General features: G+C 60.8%; 16 protein-coding genes. 9 read left to right on the top strand and 7 right to left on the bottom strand.

The window, feature by feature from the left end; all coding sequences use genetic code 11:
- The first annotated feature begins 5 nt into the window (after positions 1–5).
- Complete coding sequence (locus HX823_RS11070; protein WP_256350091.1) at positions 6–2,522, top strand: fimbria/pilus outer membrane usher protein; 2,517 nt, start codon at positions 6–8, stop codon at positions 2,520–2,522.
- Entirely contained in the window at positions 2,512–3,042 is a 531-nt protein-coding gene (locus HX823_RS11065; RefSeq protein ID WP_038843214.1) for a hypothetical protein, read from the top strand. The genes HX823_RS11070 and HX823_RS11065 overlap by 11 nt, the downstream gene beginning before the upstream one ends.
- Here the strand turns inward: HX823_RS11065 and HX823_RS11060 are convergent.
- Genes HX823_RS11060 through HX823_RS11045 form a run of 4 tightly spaced genes read right to left on the bottom strand, consistent with a single transcriptional unit; the run spans position 3,023 to position 5,865 of the window.
- On the bottom strand, positions 3,023–3,760 hold the full coding sequence (locus HX823_RS11060) for an amino acid ABC transporter ATP-binding protein (RefSeq protein ID WP_038843213.1): 738 nt from the start codon (positions 3,758–3,760) through the stop codon (positions 3,023–3,025). The two genes, HX823_RS11065 and HX823_RS11060, sit on opposite strands and share 20 nt — an antisense overlap.
- A complete protein-coding gene (locus HX823_RS11055) occupies positions 3,747–4,397 on the bottom strand; it encodes an amino acid ABC transporter permease (RefSeq protein WP_033897527.1) in 651 nt (216 codons plus the stop codon). The genes HX823_RS11060 and HX823_RS11055 overlap by 14 nt, the downstream gene beginning before the upstream one ends.
- Positions 4,394–5,062: an amino acid ABC transporter permease gene (locus HX823_RS11050; RefSeq protein ID WP_177074882.1), complete on the bottom strand. Its 669-nt coding sequence runs from the start codon at positions 5,060–5,062 to the stop codon at positions 4,394–4,396. The genes HX823_RS11055 and HX823_RS11050 overlap by 4 nt, the downstream gene beginning before the upstream one ends.
- A 17-nt stretch (positions 5,063–5,079) precedes the next feature.
- Positions 5,080–5,865: a transporter substrate-binding domain-containing protein gene (locus HX823_RS11045; RefSeq protein WP_177052627.1), complete on the bottom strand. Its 786-nt coding sequence runs from the start codon at positions 5,863–5,865 to the stop codon at positions 5,080–5,082.
- 255 nt (positions 5,866–6,120) lie between these two features.
- On the opposite strand from HX823_RS11045, the gene HX823_RS11040 reads away from it, so the two are divergent.
- The 5 genes from HX823_RS11040 to HX823_RS11020 all read left to right on the top strand — a co-directional run bounded on the left by HX823_RS11040 (position 6,121) and on the right by HX823_RS11020 (position 11,354).
- Positions 6,121–6,816 carry a FadR/GntR family transcriptional regulator gene (locus tag HX823_RS11040; RefSeq protein ID WP_016978955.1) on the top strand — a complete coding sequence of 232 codons (696 nt, stop codon included), beginning with the start codon at positions 6,121–6,123 and terminating at the stop codon, positions 6,814–6,816.
- 121 nt (positions 6,817–6,937) lie between these two features.
- Complete coding sequence (gene trxA, locus HX823_RS11035) at positions 6,938–7,267, top strand: thioredoxin TrxA (RefSeq protein WP_015886460.1); 330 nt, start codon at positions 6,938–6,940, stop codon at positions 7,265–7,267.
- A gap of 235 nt (positions 7,268–7,502) precedes the next feature.
- Positions 7,503–8,762, top strand: coding sequence for a transcription termination factor Rho (rho, locus tag HX823_RS11030; protein ID WP_016973082.1), 1,260 nt, complete (start codon positions 7,503–7,505; stop codon positions 8,760–8,762).
- Positions 8,763–8,919: 157 nt separating this feature from the next.
- Complete coding sequence (ubiD, locus tag HX823_RS11025) at positions 8,920–10,386, top strand: 4-hydroxy-3-polyprenylbenzoate decarboxylase (protein ID WP_003176824.1); 1,467 nt, start codon at positions 8,920–8,922, stop codon at positions 10,384–10,386.
- On the top strand, positions 10,386–11,354 hold the full coding sequence (locus HX823_RS11020) for a CDP-6-deoxy-delta-3,4-glucoseen reductase (RefSeq protein WP_033897532.1): 969 nt from the start codon (positions 10,386–10,388) through the stop codon (positions 11,352–11,354). Before ubiD ends, HX823_RS11020 begins: the two co-directional genes overlap by 1 nt.
- On the opposite strand, the gene HX823_RS11015 is transcribed toward HX823_RS11020, so the two are convergent.
- Positions 11,351–11,833 (bottom strand): hypothetical protein, encoded by a 483-nt coding sequence (locus HX823_RS11015; RefSeq protein ID WP_038843202.1) that lies wholly within the window; start codon positions 11,831–11,833, stop codon positions 11,351–11,353. The two genes, HX823_RS11020 and HX823_RS11015, sit on opposite strands and share 4 nt — an antisense overlap.
- A gap of 327 nt (positions 11,834–12,160) precedes the next feature.
- Between HX823_RS11015 and HX823_RS11010 the strand changes: the two genes are divergently transcribed.
- Positions 12,161–14,548 (top strand): TonB-dependent siderophore receptor, encoded by a 2,388-nt coding sequence (locus HX823_RS11010; RefSeq protein ID WP_177074881.1) that lies wholly within the window; start codon positions 12,161–12,163, stop codon positions 14,546–14,548.
- 27 nt (positions 14,549–14,575) lie between these two features.
- Complete coding sequence (locus HX823_RS11005; protein ID WP_177074880.1) at positions 14,576–15,229, top strand: gamma-glutamylcyclotransferase; 654 nt, start codon at positions 14,576–14,578, stop codon at positions 15,227–15,229.
- Here the strand turns inward: HX823_RS11005 and glpT are convergent.
- Together glpT and HX823_RS10995 are read right to left on the bottom strand one after the other, a co-directional pair.
- Positions 15,226–16,563: a glycerol-3-phosphate transporter gene (glpT, locus tag HX823_RS11000; protein ID WP_177074879.1), complete on the bottom strand. Its 1,338-nt coding sequence runs from the start codon at positions 16,561–16,563 to the stop codon at positions 15,226–15,228. The genes HX823_RS11005 and glpT overlap by 4 nt on opposite strands.
- Before the next feature lie 291 nt (positions 16,564–16,854).
- A complete protein-coding gene (locus HX823_RS10995) occupies positions 16,855–17,832 on the bottom strand; it encodes an NADPH:quinone oxidoreductase family protein (protein WP_177074878.1) in 978 nt (325 codons plus the stop codon).
- Positions 17,833–17,902: the final 70 nt, after the last annotated feature.

Genomic DNA, 17,902 nt, shown 5'->3' with positions numbered 1-17,902 from the left:
GGCCTATGAAAAAGATCAGGCATACCCGTCGATCGGCCGATAGCGTGCCGAGCACTATTTCCCTGGTTCGCTCCAGAGTTCTATTGGGGCTTGCGACGCTGTGCAGCCTGCCAGGCACCAGCGCAGCGGTTGGGCTGGGGCAAGGTTTCGATCTGGTCGCGTTGAATTCCCTTGGGATTGATCCACAGGTGTCTGAATACTTTCGCAGCGCAGCGCGCTTTCGCGAAGGTGTCCATGTGGTCGGACTGCGGGTCAATGGCACGCCGTTGGGGTTGGTTGACGCCCGTTTCGATTACCAGGGGCAGTTGTGCTTCACCCCTGCGTTGCTGGAAAAAGCCGGTCTGGTTACCCCGTCCAGGGTATTGCGCGAGGGCATCACCCCTGATCAGGCCTGCCATGATTTCGTTGGAGAGTATCCGGCGACCATGGTGCGGCTGCGCCCCAGTAGCGACGAGGTCACCCTGGTGGTGCCGACCCAGTCCCTGCGTGCGCCGGAGTGGGAGGCCGGGGACTTTTCCCAGGGTGGCGCGGCGGCCATCTTCAACTACGACATATTGGGTTTCGATACCCAGTCGCGCGGTGGATCAAGTCGCTTCGTATCGGCTTATACCGAGGCAGGATTCAACCTGGGTAATTGGATTGTACGCAGCCGCCAGTTTTATGTTTCCGACAATGGCAGGTCGCGCACCGAACAGGTGAACGCCTATGCCCAGCGTGATATCGCGGCGTTGCAGTCGACCTTCCAGGTGGGGCAGATTTCCAGCAACAACCCTATCTTTGGCGGTGTACAGCTGACGGGTTTGCAGTTCTTCCCGGATGGCCAGCAGCGCACCGGTGGGGGCGACAGCAATGTCGTGGTTGAAGGACTGGCTCAAAGCCAGTCACGCGTCGAAGTCCGTCAGTCGGGCGCATTGATCCACTCTACGCTGGTGCCGGAAGGCCCGTTCAGATTGACCGGTTTGCCCTTGTTGAACAGCACCAGCGACCTCGACGTGAGTGTGATTGACGTACGTGGGGCAAAACGTAGTTTCGTGGTGCCCGCTGCGTCCTTTCGTGGTGGGGCTCCGGTGGAGCCGGGGTACTATTTTTCCCTTGGCAAGGTGCGTGAGACGGCCATCGACAACCAGGATTCCCCGGTGGTCGCCATGGGCAGCGGCACCTGGGGGCTGGGCCAGCGCTCGTCGCTGGGTTTCGGTTTGCTGAGTACCGACGAGTACCAGTCGGCAGGTGGCTCCCTGAGCAGTGTGTTTTTCCATCAGATGACCGTGGGCGTGCGCCATAACCTGTCCCGTGATGCTCAAGACGAGGTGGGCGGCGCGCGTAGCACGCTGTCCTTGGGGGCGCCGTTATTTGCCAACCTGGATATCAACCTGAGTGCCTCGGCACAGAGCCGCGGCTACCGGGAGGTACTGGACGCGGGCCAGGCGTCGCGGGGGTACAACCTTGATGCGCGTTTCAAGCGCCAGTACACGGCAGGTTTGAACTGGGCGGCCCCGTCCCTGGGCGGTTTCTCCCTCGGTTTCACCCGTAGCTCGCAATTTGACGGGCAATCCAGCGATCACCTTTTTGCCTCGTGGAACAACACGTTCAACGGCGTGGGTGTCGCACTGATCGCCGACGCTCAGGTAGGGGCGACCGAACCTCGGCGCTTGGAGCCGGTTCGGGGCGGCCGCCGCGATGAGCGGCTGGACGAAGGCACGTCTGTCAGGCTGCAGGTCACGGTGCCCTTGGGGGCTGATCGGAGTGTGAGTTCTTACGTCAGTCGTCGAGGTGACCGGCTGGATGCAGGGACCGCCCTCAGCGAGCGGGTCAACGACTATGTGAATTACGAAGTCGGTGTTGATCGGGACGTGAAAGAGCGAGAGCAAAGCGTGCGCGGTCGTGTGGACGTCTTGCCGCTGTATACCCGCGTGAGCCTGGGCATAGACCGTGATCCGTCGAACACCAACTATTCCGGGCAACTGCAAGGCGGCATCGTGGCCCATGAGCACGGCGTGACCTTCTCGCCGTATGCGGTGCAGGACACTTTTGGCATCGCCTCGGTGGGTGATATCGGCGCGGCCAAGATCTCGACGCCACAAGGCCCGGTATGGACCGACTTCAGCGGCCAGGCGGTACTCCCTGGGCTGCAGGCCTATGGCGATAACCATCTGCAGGTGCAGACCCAGTCGCTGCCCAAACGTGTCGACCTGAAGAACGGCACCAAGGTACTCGCCGCCGGTCGCGGTTCAGTCAATATCCTCGACTTTGATGTGGTGAAAGTCCGTCGTCTGTTGCTTGAAGCCCAGGACGAAGAGGGCCGGCCACTGCCGCAAGGCGCCGCAGTGTTCGGCGAAGGCAACAGCTTTGTAACCAGCGTCGTGGGGGAGGGCATGATTTTCCTGAGCAATATCGATGGGCCGCAAACCCTGAGGGTTTCACTGCCGGACTCCAAGTCCTGCCTGCTGCAAGTCAATCCTGAGCAAGAGCCTGACGATGACAAACTCTACGACACCGCACCGGTGGTCTGCCATGTTCGCTAAGCGCAAGAGCCTGTGGCTGTTGTGGGCGGCCCTCGTGACGAGCCAGGCCCAGGCCGAAAACTGCCGGATGACCCTGAGCGAGCCCCGGGTCGACTATGGGGTGATTCGCCCTTCGCAAGCATCGTCCGGCAGGGCGACAATGACGCTGGACACGCCACGCACGCTGCATTTGAGTGTACTTTGCACGGACCCTTCGGCGATGGCGCTGCGTTTCAGTGGTGTAGCCGCCGATGCCCAAGGCTTCCAGTTTGGTCGGCTAGGGCGTTTTACCTTGAATCTGAGGCAGGCCCAGGTCGACGGCAGGCCCGTATCGTGGCTGCCTGATGACACCGCCAGCGGGCAGCTGATACCGGGTCGTGCGTTGTCTGCAAGCGCAGGCGGTGCGCCGGTGACGGGCCGTCGGCTGACGGCCCAGGTGGAAATAGCGGTTCAATTGCCGGCCGATGCCCTCTCGGTACGCCGGGAAATGCTGCTGGAGGGGCGTGGCCAATTCGAACTGGTCAGCCCGGCTGTTCCGTAGAACCAATGAAGTTGGCCAGCTCGGCAGTTTGCGGGTTGGCGAACAAGATTTTTGGGTCGCCCACCTCGTGCACCTTGCCCTGGTGCATGAACACCAGCTTGTCGCCGACTTCACGAGCGAAGCGCATTTCGTGGGTCACCATGATCAGGGTCATGCCGTCCTTGGCCAGTTGGCGCACCACGCTGAGCACTTCGTTGACCAGCTCCGGGTCGAGGGCCGAGGTGATTTCATCGCACAACAGCACCTTGGGCGACATGGCCAAGGCGCGCGCAATCGCCACGCGTTGTTGCTGGCCGCCGGACAGGCGATCGGGGAAGGCGTCGAACTTTTCGCCCAGCCCGACGCGCTCCAGCATTTGCCTGGCCAATTGAGCCGCCTTGGCCTTCGGCACTTTTTGCACCACCTGCGGCGCAAGCATGACGTTCTCGCCCACGGTCAGGTGCGGGAACAGGTTGAACTGCTGGAACACCATGCCGACTTTCTGCCGCAGGCTGCGCAGGTCGGCGCGGGCGGCATCAAGGTATTCGCCATCGACTTCGATCACGCCGTCGTTGATCGATTCCAGGCCATTGAGGGTGCGCAGCAAGGTGGATTTACCCGAACCGCTGCGGCCGATGATCGCGACCACCTGGCCTTCTTCAACGCTCAGGTCGATGCCCTTGAGTACATGGTGATCGCCGTAATACTTATGCAGGGCGGAAATTCTAAGCAGAGGCATGCAGTCTCCTTTCCAGGTAGCGCGCACTGAGGGACAAGGGGTAGCAGAGCAAGAAATAACCAAGGGCCACCAGGCCGTAGACCATGAAGGGTTCGAAGGTGGCGTTGGCGAGCATGCCGCCGGTCTTGGTCAGTTCGGTGAAACCGATGATCGAGGTCACGGCGGTGCCTTTGACCACCTGCACCGAAAACCCCACGGTGGGCGCGACGGCAATCCGCAGCGCTTGGGGCAGAATCACGTAGCGCAGTTGCTCAAGCGGGTTGAGCGCCAGGCTGGCCGAGGCTTCCCATTGCCCGTGGGCGATGGAGTCGACGCAGCCCCGCCAGATTTCGGCGAGGTAGGCGCTGGTAAACAACGTCAGGGCAATGGCGGCTGCCAGCCAGGGCGAGATGTCCACACCGAGCAGGGCAATGCCGAAAAACACCAGGAACAGCTGCATCAACAGCGGCGTGCCCTGGAACAGTTCGATATAAGTGCGCGCCAGGTTGCGCGGGAAGGCCTTGCGGCTGATGCGCATCGTCATCACCAGCAAACCGATCACGCCTCCACCGATGAACGCCACTAGCGACAGCAACAGCGTCCATTGCAGACCCGTGAGCAGGTTGCGCACGATGTCCCAGAATGAAAAATCACTCATCGGCTGTTCCTCATCACGAAGCGGCGGCCGATCCAGTTGAGCAACTGGCGAATCATCAGCGCCATGCACAAGTACACCAACGTGGTCAGGGCATAGGTTTCGAACGCACGGAAGTTGCGCGACTGGATAAAGTTGGCGGCAAAACTCAACTCTTCGGTGGCGATTTGCGAACACACCGCCGAACCGAGCATCACGATGATGATCTGGCTGCTCAATGCCGGCCACACCTTGCCCAGCGCCGGCAGCAGCACTACGTGGCGGAAGGCTTCCAAGCGTGTCATTGCCAGCGCGGCGGCGGCTTCCAATTGTCCGCGCGGAATGGCTTGAATGCCGGCGCGGATGATTTCCGTGGAGTAGGCCCCCAGGTTGATCACCATCGCCAGCACCGCGGCTTGCCATTCGGTGATCTTCAGCCCCAGGGACGGCAGGCCGAAGAAGATGAAGAACAGCTGCACCAGGAACGGCGTGTTGCGGATCAACTCGACATACACACCGAAGATCCACGCAAACGGCTGGATCTTCCACGCCCGCACCACGGCGCCGACGGTGCCCAGGGCCACGCCGAGGATGGCGCCGATGGCGGTCAGCTCCAGGGTGAACAGCGCGCCGCGCAACAGCAGGTCGGTATTGGCCAGCACCGGCACGAAGTCAAATTGATACGCCATGAGTCAGCTCCGTCGTTTCAGAGATCGGCGGGCAGTGGCTCTTTCAGCCATTGCAGTGCGTTTTTCTCCAGGCTGCCATTGGCCTTGGCCGCGACCAGTATCTGGTTGACCTTCTCCAGCAGCGCCGGCTCGTTCTTGTTCACGCCCACGTACACTGGCGAGTCCTTGAGCTTCACTTTCAGCGCCGGCACGCGTTTCGGGTTGCGTTCGCTGATCGCCACCATCACCACGTTGCCGCTGGCGATCAGGTCGACCTGGCCCGCCAAGTAGGCGGCGATGGTCGAGTTGTTGTCTTCGAAACGCTTGATCGTGGCTTCCTTGGGCGCCACGGCGGTCAGCTCGATGTCTTCAATGGCGCCACGGGTCACGCTGATGGTCTTGCCCTTGAGGTCGTCGGTGCTGCTGATGGCGGCTTCAGGCGGGCCGAACACGGCCAGGTAGAACGGTGCATAGGCCTTGGAGAAGTCGATGACCTTTTCCCGCTCGGCGTTCTTGCCCAGGCTGGAGATCACCAGGTCGACCTTGCCGGTGGTGAGGAAGGGAATGCGGTTGGTGCTGTTGACCGGGGTGAGTTCCAGCTTGACCTTGAGCTCGTCGGCCAGCAGCTTGGCAGTGTCGATGTCCAGGCCGCGGGGTTTCATGTCGGGGCCAACCGAGCCGAATGGCGGGAAGTCCTGGGGCACGGCGACCTTGAGGGTGCCACGGGCGACGATGTCGTCCAGACCGTTGGCCTGGGCGGGTGCCTGGCCCAGCATCAGGCTGGCAAACAGGGCAGTAAGCAGGGCGCTGTAGCGCTTGGTCATGGCAACTCTCCGAGAAGGGCGAAGGAATTTTCTGGATTTGCTCAGTGCACAGCCCATGCCATCACCCTGAAGAACGCCTGCAAGCCAGGGATTTGTTGAGTTGCGGTGGTCTTACTGGTCTGAACAGTTGCAGCGGTTTTCGCACCCTTTTCGAGCGCCGGCAAAACCTCGCGAGCCCCTTTGGGGCGTGGCTTGCCGTCGGCCGCGAATAGCTTTACAACTAGCCGCTCAGTTGTCTGGAACCTTGAGTTTTCTATGAATTCCATCGCCCAAGCCGTACCGGAAGCGGCCCTGCAGGCCATCCGCAAACTGATCAAGGAGCAAGGTTTCGGGCCGGGCGATGCCTTGCCGTCGCAACGGGATCTGGCGGTGCAGTTGGGAGTGAGCCGGGCGTCGTTGCGGGAGGCGTTGTCGTCCCTCAGCGCTTTGGGTGTGGTCAGCGTACAGCCTGGGAAGGGTGTGTTCGTGCAGGCCGCCGAGGAGTCGCCGGGGTTTGCCTGGCCCTTCGCGGCCCAGGCCACGCCGTTGGATATCTTCCAGTTGCGCTATGCGCTGGAAGGGTTCGCGGCGGGGTTGGCGGCGGTGACCCTGACCCTCGATGAGCTGGACAGCCTGGAAGACAACGTCGAGGCCATGCGCAAGGTACTCAAGGCCGGCGACTTCGAGGCGGCCGCACGGCTGGACTTCGAATTCCACCAGCGCATCCTGCTGGCCAGCGGTAATCAGGCGATGGTGAGCATCCTGAGTGCCAGCGCCGAGGTGTTTCTGGAGAGCCAGAAGCTACCGTTCATCCGGCCGGAGCGGGCCATGGAAACCTGGCAGGAGCACCGCCGGATCCTGCGCGCCCTGGCCCGGCGGGCCAGTGCGGCGGCGCAGAAAACCATGCAGGAGCACGTGCGCAACGCGGCGTTGCGCACAGGCATTGCCTTCGTGACTCCCGTCACGCCGTGAGTTGGGCTATACCCAAACTCATGCACCACCATAGCAAGACTCAATCAGAGGCGGCTTCCTGAACGGGGGAAGGGCGGCTATGATGGGCCACGTTTTTTTTGCTTACAATCCGGAGACATCCATGAGCAACGATCTTATCAAGCACGTCACCGACGCGACCTTTGAGGCCGAAGTACTCAAGGCTGCTGGCCCGGTGCTGGTTGACTACTGGGCTGAATGGTGTGGCCCTTGCAAAATGATCGCTCCAGTCCTGGACGACATTGCGACCACCTACGAAGGCAAGCTGACCATTGCCAAGCTGAACATCGACGACAACCAGGAAACCCCGGCCAAGCACGGCGTGCGTGGTATCCCGACCCTGATGCTGTTCAAGAACGGCAACGTCGAAGCGACCAAAGTAGGCGCGCTGTCGAAGTCTCAGCTGCAAGCTTTCCTCGACGCGAACATCTAAGCGTCGTCAAAAAAGCCCCGCAAATTAGCGGGGCTTTTTCGTGAAACAGGGCTAGACGCTCCGAAACTCAGGTGGTACATTCGGCCCCGCACTGGTTTCTCCACTGCCCCCTGCATGCCGTCGCCGACGCACTCCTTTTCGATTAGTACGCGATCCTGTCGCCTTCTCCGCGGCGCGGCCTCATTAAGCCAAAAGCTTAATTTCCCCCCTCCATAAATGATTACGTCATTCCTATATGAATCTGACTGAACTCAAGCAAAAGCCGATTACCGACCTGCTCCAGCTGGCCGAAGAAATGGGCATAGAAAATATGGCCCGTTCGCGCAAGCAGGACGTGATTTTCTCCCTGCTGAAAAAGCACGCGAAAAGCGGCGAGGAAATCTCCGGTGATGGCGTGCTGGAGATTCTCCAGGACGGCTTCGGCTTCCTCCGCTCTGCTGACGCCTCCTATCTTGCCGGCCCAGACGATATCTACGTCTCGCCGAGCCAGATCCGTCGCTTCAACTTGCGCACTGGTGACACCATCGTTGGCAAGATCCGCCCTCCGAAGGAAGGCGAGCGTTATTTTGCCCTGCTCAAGGTCGACACGATCAACTTCGATCGCCCCGAGAACGCGAAAAACAAGATTCTCTTCGAGAACCTGACGCCGCTGTTCCCGACCGTGCGCATGAAGATGGAAGCCGGTAACGGTTCCACCGAAGACTTGACCGGTCGTGTGATCGACCTGTGCGCCCCGATCGGCAAAGGCCAGCGTGGCCTGATCGTCGCACCGCCGAAAGCCGGTAAGACCATCATGCTGCAGAACATTGCAGCGAACATCGCGCGTAACAATCCTGAAGTTCACCTGATCGTGCTGTTGATCGATGAGCGTCCGGAAGAAGTGACCGAAATGCAGCGCACCGTGCGCGGCGAAGTGGTTGCCTCCACGTTCGATGAGCCGCCAACCCGCCACGTGCAGGTTGCCGAAATGGTGATCGAGAAGGCCAAGCGCCTGGTCGAACACAAAAAGGACGTGGTGATCCTGCTCGACTCCATCACCCGTCTGGCCCGCGCCTACAACACCGTGATCCCGAGCTCCGGCAAGGTATTGACCGGTGGTGTCGATGCCCACGCCCTGGAGAAACCGAAGCGTTTCTTCGGTGCTGCGCGGAACATCGAAGAAGGCGGCTCGCTGACCATTATCGCCACCGCACTGGTTGAAACCGGTTCGAAGATGGACGAAGTGATCTACGAAGAGTTCAAGGGTACCGGCAACATGGAACTGCCCCTGGACCGTCGCATCGCAGAAAAACGCGTGTTCCCGGCGATCAACATCAACCGTTCCGGCACCCGCCGTGAAGAGTTGCTGACCGCCGACGACGAACTGCAGCGCATGTGGATCCTGCGCAAGCTGCTGCACCCGATGGACGAAGTCGCTGCCATCGAGTTCCTGGTCGACAAGCTGAAAACCACCAAGACCAACGACGAGTTCTTCCTGTCGATGAAGCGTAAGTAATACGACGTTTCAGGTCCGAAAGAATGGCGCCCTCAGGGGCGCCATTTTTTTTGTGCCGGTTTTTTAAGCATTCTCTGTACCCAAATGCACCGCGATAAGCTGCCAGCGGCCGCCATAGCAGGTAGGATGTACGCCTATTTTACGGGTGGCATGGTTAATGAAATTCAAGGATCTTCGGGATTTCGTGCAGCAACTTGAGCAGCGCGGAGAGTTGAAACGTATCCAGATGCCGATTTCCCCGGTGCTGGAAATGACTGAGATTTGCGACCGTACCCTGCGCAACAAGGGCCCGGCGCTGCTGTTCGAGAACCCGACCGGCTTTGATATCCCGGTGCTTGGCAACCTGTTCGGTACGCCCGAGCGCGTGGCCTTTGGCATGGGCGCCGAGTCGGTCAGCGAATTGCGCGAGATCGGCAAGTTGCTGGCCTTCCTCAAGGAACCCGAGCCGCCCAAGGGGCTGAAGGACGCCTGGTCGAAGCTGCCGATCTTCCGCAAGATCATTGCCATGGCCCCCAAAGTGGTCAAGGACGCGGTGTGCCAGGAAGTGGTCATCGAAGGCGACGATGTCGACTTGGCCATGCTGCCGGTGCAAACCTGCTGGCCAGGCGATGTCGGCCCGCTGATCACCTGGGGCCTGACCGTCACCAAGGGCCCGAACAAAGACCGCCAGAACCTCGGTATCTACCGCCAGCAAGTGATCGGCCGTAACAAGGTGATCATGCGTTGGCTGAGCCACCGTGGCGGCGCGTTGGACTTCCGCGAGTGGTGCGAAAAACACCCCGGCAAGCCGTTCCCGGTTTCCGTGGCCCTGGGCGCCGACCCGGCCACCATCCTCGGTGCCGTGACCCCGGTGCCCGACAGCCTGTCCGAATACGCCTTCGCTGGCCTGCTGCGCGGTAATCGCACCGAACTGGTGAAGTGCCGTGGCAACGACCTGCAAGTGCCGGCCACGGCTGAAATCATCCTCGAAGGCGTGATTCATCCGGGTGAAATGGCCGATGAAGGTCCTTACGGCGACCACACCGGCTACTACAACGAAGTCGATAGCTTCCCGGTGTTCACCGTCGAGCGCATCACCCATCGCATCAAGCCGATTTATCACAGTACCTACACCGGCCGTCCGCCGGATGAGCCGGCCATTCTGGGTGTGGCGCTCAACGAAGTGTTTGTGCCGATTCTGCAGAAGCAATTCCCGGAGATCACTGACTTCTACCTGCCGCCTGAAGGCTGCTCGTACCGCATGGCCATCGTGACCATGAAGAAGTCGTACCCAGGCCATGCCAAGCGGGTAATGCTCGGTGTGTGGTCGTTTTTGCGACAGTTCATGTACACCAAGTTCGTTATTGTCACCGACGACGACATCAATGCCCGCGACTGGAACGACGTGATCTGGGCCATTACCACGCGCATGGACCCCAAGCGCGACACGGTGATGATCGACAACACACCGATCGACTACCTCGACTTCGCCTCGCCGGTTTCAGGCCTGGGTTCAAAGATGGGCCTGGACGCCACTCACAAGTGGCCGGGTGAAACCACCCGCGAGTGGGGCCGGGTGATCGTCAAGGATGAAGCCGTCACCGCCCGTGTCGATGCGATCTGGAAAGAATTGGGAATAGATTGATGCGTGTAACCCTGCAACCTTCCGGCGCCGTGCTGGAGCTGGTCCCCGGCGAGCGAATCCTCGAAGGCGCGCGCCGCTTGGGCTACGAATGCCCCCAGGCTTGCCGCAACGGCGTGTGCCACGTGTGCGCCGCGTTGTTGGTGGAGGGCCGGGTGCAGCAGGCTGGTGAAGTGCGTGATCACGGCGAGTTCTACACCTGTATCGCCGAGCCGCTGGAAGATTGCATTGTGTTGTGGGATGGCGTGCTGGCGCCGGGAGAGTTGCCGTTGCGCAAGTTGTCGTGCCAATTGAGTGAATGCGTCGAGGTGGGTGGCGATGTGTGGCGCGTGCGCCTGCGTGCGCCGGCCGGCAAGGCGGTGCGTTACCACGCCGGGCAATACCTGATGATCGAGCGTGAGAACGGCGAGAAGTCAGCGTTTTCCCTGGCCTCGGCGCCCCACGCCGGGCGCGAGCTGGAGCTGCATGTACTGGCCCGCGAGGACAGCGCGCGCACCTTGCTTGAGCAGCTGCAACGCAACCAGATGGCGCGCGTCGAGCTGCCTTTTGGTGATACCCACCTGGCCGAGCTGCCGGATGGGCCGCTGGTGTTGATCGCTGCCGGTACCGGCATGGCGCAGATGCACAGCCTGATCGAACACTGTCGCGCTTCCGGCTTCAAACACCCGGTGCACCTGTACTGGGGCGTGCGCCGTCCGGAAGATTTCTACGAGATTGAGCATTGGGACCAGTGGTTGCAATTGCCCAACCTGTTCCTGCACAAGGTCGTCAGTGACCTGTGCGGCTGGGAAGGGCGCTGCGGGCTGTTGCATGAAGCGGTGTGCGAAGACATCACCGATCTCAAGGCTGTGCACGTCTACGCCAGCGGTTCACCGGCCATGATCTACGGCACGCTGGATGCGCTGGTCGAGGCTGGCATGGATGCGCACCAGATGCGTGCCGATGTGTTTGCCTACGCGCCACGCCCCTAAAAGCGTACGCCAGTGGTGACCATTGCCGCATTGAACCCCAGCAACACCAATTCCGCTGCCACCGGCCCGTAATGCGCGCCCACCGACGGAATGATCACCGGCGCCACGCCGAATCGGTTCAACGGGATCTTGTCGCGGTACTTGCCGCGATAACCCTGGATCGCCCCGCCTGTCAGCTTCAAATACACCGGATAGTCGGCCATGTCGTAGCGCTTGCCCGCATACGCGTAGTACGAACGCTGCCGAAACGAGTTGCGAAACGTCGCCCCGCCATACACAAAACCTGAGGCTTCATTGCGCTCCAGGCCGATCAGGTCCTGGTTGTTATTGTGCTCGGGGTCGGGCGCGAAGTGTCGGGTGTAGACGCTGGTCTGCGCGTACCAGAAGCCCTTGTCGTCTTCAGTGGCCGGCGCTTCGCCCGCCAACGCGGTGGTGGCCTGGGCCAGGAACAGCAGGCCAGGCAATCGGAATTTTTTCATGGGTGCGACCTCGGTAGTCGGTTTGATGGGCGGCTAGGTGGGTCGTGATCTGTGTCCTATTTTGACGGCTTGGCACGTTTCCAGGCTGAACCGGGGCTGAAAGTAGCGGGATTGGCCCCTGTAATCCTGACGAATGGGCCATTTTGCTTATGCATTCGCTTATGCTTTAAAGGTATTTAATTTGTTACATAAATATCCTTAAGCTATATCGCAACGGACTACCGACTCAATTACAACCACCAATAACTGACCGCCACCGCCCGCCAGCCGGATCGATCGTATGAACTCAGAGCACGACGTTCTGGTTTTTGATTCAAGGGGAGCGGTATGGGGAGCTACAAGCAACACGCGCTGTACTCGGCGATTTTGTCGGCCAATTTGCTGACCGCCCTGGGTTTCAATCCAGTCTTTGCGGCCGAAACGTCCGCCACCGATGTGCCCAAGCTCGACACCGTGATCGTCACCGGCACCCGCGCCCAAGAGCGCACGGCCAGTGCGTCGCTGTCGCCGATCGATGTGATTTCCGGCGACACCCTGCGCAGCACCGGTTCCGATGAGCTGGGGGCGGTGTTGGCGCGGCTGATTCCATCAATCAACTTCCCGCGCCCAAGCCTGGTGGACGGCGCCGAACTGGTGCGCCCTGCGCAGTTGCGCGGGCTGTCGCCGGATCAGGTGCTGGTGCTGGTCAATGGCAAGCGCCGCCACACCAGTGCTTTCGTCAACTTGGGTGGGGCGGTGGGCCGTGGCTCGGCGCCAGCGGATTTGAATGCGATCCCGCTGTCGGCGGTCGACCATATCGAAGTACTGCGCGACGGCGCCTCAGCGCGTTACGGCTCGGACGCGATTGCCGGGGTGATCAACGTGATCCTCAAGCATGCCGACCATGGCGGCTCGATCTCCTCCAAGTTCGGCGAGTACAAGAAGGGCGACGGCATCCAGCGCAATCTGAGTGGCAACACCGGCGTGGCATTGGGTGATAACGGCTTTATCAACCTCTCGGCCGAAGGCGCCGACAACGATTACACCAACCGCGCCGGCAAGGATTTCCGCTCAGCCAGCGTAGGCTCCACGACCTACGGCCAGCAGGTGTTTCGCCAGGGCGAGCCGGCCACCAACGAGGGCAAATTCCAGTTCAACTCGGAATATTCCTTCAATGATGCGGCCGAGTTCTACACCTTCGGCGGCTACAGCAAGCGTCGCGGCGAGACCGCGGCGTTCTACCGGGCGAGCAATGCGTCCAACAATATTCCGGCGCTCAATCCCAATGGCTACCTGCCGTTGATCAAGGGCAACCTGGAAGACACGTCGTTGGTGGTGGGCCTGCGCGGGCTGTTGGCCTATGACTGGCATTACGACCTGTCGGCCAACTACGGCAAGAACCAGTACGAGTTGAGCACCGAAACCATCAACACGTCCCTGGGCCTGGCCACGCCACGCAAGTTCGACAACGGCACCCTGAGCAACGACCAGAAGCAAGTCAGCCTGGACCTGTCCCGTGAATTCGACGTGGGCTTCCTGCCGTATCCGGTCTCCGTGGCCTTTGGCGGTGAATACCTGCGCCAGGGCTATGAAATTGAAGCAGGTGAGCCAGCGTCCTACTACCAGACCGGCAGTTCGGGCCTTGGCGGTTTCCGTGATGCCGACGCCGGCAGCAGTTCGCGCCACAACTGGGCGCAGTACCTGGACCTGGAAACCAACTTCACCGAAAAACTCAGCGCCTCGGCTGCCGTACGGCATGAGGATTACAGTGACTTCGGTTCCAACGTCAGCGGCTCGCTGTCGGCCCGCTACGACTTCACCCCGCAGGTGGCCTTGCGCGGCAGCATTTCCAACGGTTTCCGCGCGCCGTCCCTGGCTCAGCAGAACTTCGCGTTTACTTCGTCGCAGTTGATCGGCAGCGACATCCGCGAGGCCGGTACTTTCCCGGCCTCCAGCCAGATCGCGCGCCTGTTGGGCGCGGAGGACCTGAAGGCCGAGAAGTCGCGTAACTACAGCCTTGGCCTGGTACTGGAGCCCGCCGATGACCTGACCGTGACGGTGGACGTATACCGCATCGATATTCGTGACCGTATCAGCCTGTCGTCGAACCTCAACCTGGACCCGGCCACCCAGGCTTATCTGCGCGCCAATGGCGTGGGCAACATCAACTACACCACCGCCCGCTACTTCACCAACGCCACCGACACCAGCACCGACGGCGTCGATCTGGTGGCCAACTACCGCTACCAGTTCGATAACGGCATCCGCTGGAACAGCACCGTGGGCTACAACTACAACCACACCAAGGTCACCGACGTGAAGCCCAACCCGGCCATCCTCGACAGCCTGGGCGCCAACCTGGTGCGGGTGGACCGTCGTGAGAAAAGCGGTTTGCTGGGCGATACCACGCCGGAACACAAGTTGAGCCTGGGTAACGACTTCACCTTCGGCAATTGGGCGCTGCACAGCAACTTGGTGCGCTATGGTGAATTCACCAGCTACCAGGCCGACAAGGTCAACGACCAGACCTTCAAGGCGGCGTGGGTGCTGGATTTGTCGGCGGACTACAAGCTTAAGAACTGGACCTTCACCCTCGGAGGCGACAACGTCACCGATAAATACCCGGAAAAGGTCAATGCCTTCGCCAGCAGCGGCGGCAACCTCGCCTACAGCACTTTTTCGCCGTACGGTTACAGCGGCGCGTTTTATTACGGTAAAGTTGCTTACAACTGGTAACACACAGGAGGCGTCCCGCTATTCGCCATGACCGCCATTGAAACCGATCTTCTGCAATTGGCTTACCCTCCGCGGCTTGATCTTGGGCCGCAACTCACTCACGAACAATTGATGAGCTCGATGCAGGCCACCATGGCCCGGCATAAGGGTGGGCCGGTCTGGCTGTTTGCGTACGGTTCGCTGATCTGGCGCCCTGAGTGTTCGTCCACCGAGCGGATGCGGGCACGGGTCCACGGTTATCACCGGGGCCTGTACCTGTGGTCCCACGAGCACCGGGGCACACCGGAAATTCCAGGGTTGGTCTTTGGGCTGGATCGCGGCGGTTCCTGCAGCGGGTTTGCCTACCGCTTGCCGGAAGATCAGCTGGAGGCCTCGCTCTATGCCTTGTGGCAGCGCGAAATGCCTTATCCCTCCTACCGGCCGCATTGGCTCAGTTGCCGTCTCGAAGATGGCAGCACGGTGCAGGCGTTGGGATTCGTCTTGGAGCGGCACTTGCCCAGCTACGCCGGCAACTTGCCCGACATCGTGCTGAACCATGTGTTGCAAAGCGCTTGCGGGCGTTACGGCACCACTCGCGATTATGTCGAGCAGACCGTCAACGCCCTGCGTAGCCACGCCATGCCAGATAAGAACCTGGAGGCGCGGCTCAAGCGTTGTGCAAAGGGTGGCTCAGGCGCTTAACGCGCCGAGCTGACGCTGTTGGTGTGCCACAGCGTTGGGATCAGGAAGGCGATGGCCAAGATGCACGCGCCAATCAGCAGCACGAAACCGCCGTCCCAGCCGAAATGGTCCACGGTGTAGCCCATGGCCGCACTCGCCGCCACCGAACCGCCCAAGTAACCGAACAGACCGGTGAAGCCCGCAGCCGTGCCGGCGGCTTTCTTCGGTGCCAGTTCCAGCGCCTGCAGGCCGATCAGCATCACCGGGCCGTAGATCAGGAAGCCGATGGAGAACAGCGCGATCATGTCGACCATCGGGTTGCCTGGCGGGTTGAGCCAGTACACCAGGGTCGCCACCGTTACCAGCGCCATGAACACAATGCCGGTCAGGCCACGGTTGCCACGGAAGATCTTGTCCGACATCCAGCCGCACAGCAGTGTGCCTGGGATACCGGCCCATTCATAAAAGAAGTACGCCCACGAGGATTTATCCACGGTGAAGTGCTTGGCTTCTTTCAAGTAGGTCGGCGCCCAGTCCAGCACGCCGTAGCGCAGCAGGTAGACGAACACGTTGGCGAAAGCGATGTACCACAGCATTTTGTTGCGCAGCACGTACTTGACGAAGATTTCCTTGGCGCTGAATTCGTCTTCGTGGCTGGCGTCGTAGCCTTCCGGGTAGTCGTTCTTGTACTTCTCGATCGGCGGCAGGCCGACCGATTGCGGGGTGTCGCGCATGGTGATGAAGGCAAATGCCGCCACGGCCAGGGCCACGGTGGCCGGTACGTAGAAGGCTGCATGCCAGTCGTTGAACCAGGCCATGCCCAGCAGGAACAGCGGGCCGATCAGGCCGCCGCCGACGTTGTGCGCCACGTTCCATACCGAAACCACGCCGCCGCGTTCTTTCTGCGACCACCAGTGCACCATGGTGCGCCCACTTGGCGGCCAGCCCATGCCTTGGGCCCAGCCGTTGATGAACAGCAAAATGAACATCATGGTCACGCTGGACGTCGCCCAAGGTGCGAAACCGAAAATGAACATCACACCCGCTGAAACCAGCAGGCCGAAGGGCAGGAAGTAGCGTGGGTTGGAGCGGTCGGACACCAGGCCCATAAGGAACTTGGACAGGCCGTAGGCAATCGCGATGGCCGACATCGCCAGGCCCAGTTCGCCACGGGTATAACCCTCGTCGATCAAGTAGGGCATGGCCAGGGAGAAGTTTTTGCGCAGCAGGTAGTAACCGGCGTAACCGAAGAAAATACCGGCGAAGATCTGCCAGCGCAGGCGTCGGTAGGTACTGTCTATTTTTTCTTCAGGCAGGGGCGCCTGGTGGGCGGCAGGACGAAAGAAAGCAAACATTCAAGAGCTCCAAATTTCTTGTTTTGACTGCGGATGCGAATGTTACAGTTTCGTTACCGAAAATAGCATCGCCTCTTATCTGCAAACACAGGAAATGAGAGCAATTGCATGTTCTCTTACGAACATGTCGCGAATAGATAAGTGTGGGTCGTTTTGAGTTCTCGAGAGTGTTGGAGATCAAATGTGGGAGCTGGCTTGCCTGCGATAGCGGTCTATCAGTAGAAAATGTGTTAGCTGACCCACCGCTATCGCAGGCAAGCCAGCTCCCACAGGGATTGCATTCCAGGTCTGTTAGCGGGTTTGGACTACAACCTTGCCCACAGCCCGACGCTGCCCCAGGTCATTGATCGCCTGGGCGGCCTGCTCCAGCGGGTACACCTGCGACACCAGCGGCTTGAGCTTGCCTTCACCATACCAACTGAACAACTGCTGGAAATTCGCCGCATTGTCCTGCGGCTGGCGCTGGGCAAACGAACCCCAGAACACGCCGACCACCGCCGCACCCTTGAGCAGCGCCAGGTTCACCGGCAGCTCCGGGATGCGCCCGCTGGCAAAACCCACCACCAGCAGGCGGCCGTTCCAGGCGATGGCGCGGATGGCTTGGTCAAACAGATCGCCACCCACTGGGTCGTAAATCACGTCGGCGCCGTTGCCGTCGGTAAGGCGCTTGATCTCGTCTTTCAGGCTGGCTTCGCTGTAGTTGATCAGCTCATCGGCGCCCGCGGCCTTGGCCACGGCGAGTTTATCGGCGCTGCTGGCGGCAGCGATCACCCGCGCGCCCATGGCCTTGCCGATTTCCACGGCGGCCAGGCCCACGCCACCGGAGGCGCCGAGCACCAGCAGGGTTTCGCCGGGTTGCAGGTGGGCGCGTTGTTTCAGCGCGTGCATGGACGTGCCGTAGGTCATGCTGAAGGCGGCGGCGGTGTTGAAGTCCATGCTCGGCGGGATCGGCAGCACGTTGTAGCCGGGCACCGCGACCTGCTCGGCAAAGCTGCCCCAGCCGGTCAGCGCCATCACCCGGTCACCGACTTTGAGGTGGCTGACCCGTTCCCCGACTTCACTGACCACGCCCGCTGCCTCGCCACCCGGCGAAAACGGGAAAGGTGGCTTGAACTGGTACTTGCCCTCGATGATCAGCGTGTCCGGGAAGTTGACCCCGGCGGCATGCACGTCCAGCAGGATTTCGTTCTTCTTGATCGCTGGGCTGGCGACCTCTTCCAGCACCAGGGTTTCGGCAGGGCCGAAGGCTTTGCACAGCACAGCTTTCATCGGACTATTCCTTTTGGCGTCGTGGCCGATAAGTGTAGGAGGGTACGCCCGTGGGTCAACGAGCATGCCC

This window comes from Pseudomonas sp. P7759 (genome assembly GCF_013386445.1).
GTDB lineage: Bacteria > Pseudomonadota > Gammaproteobacteria > Pseudomonadales > Pseudomonadaceae > Aquipseudomonas > Aquipseudomonas azotoformans_A.
This window is presented reverse-complemented; position numbering and strand designations above follow the sequence as displayed.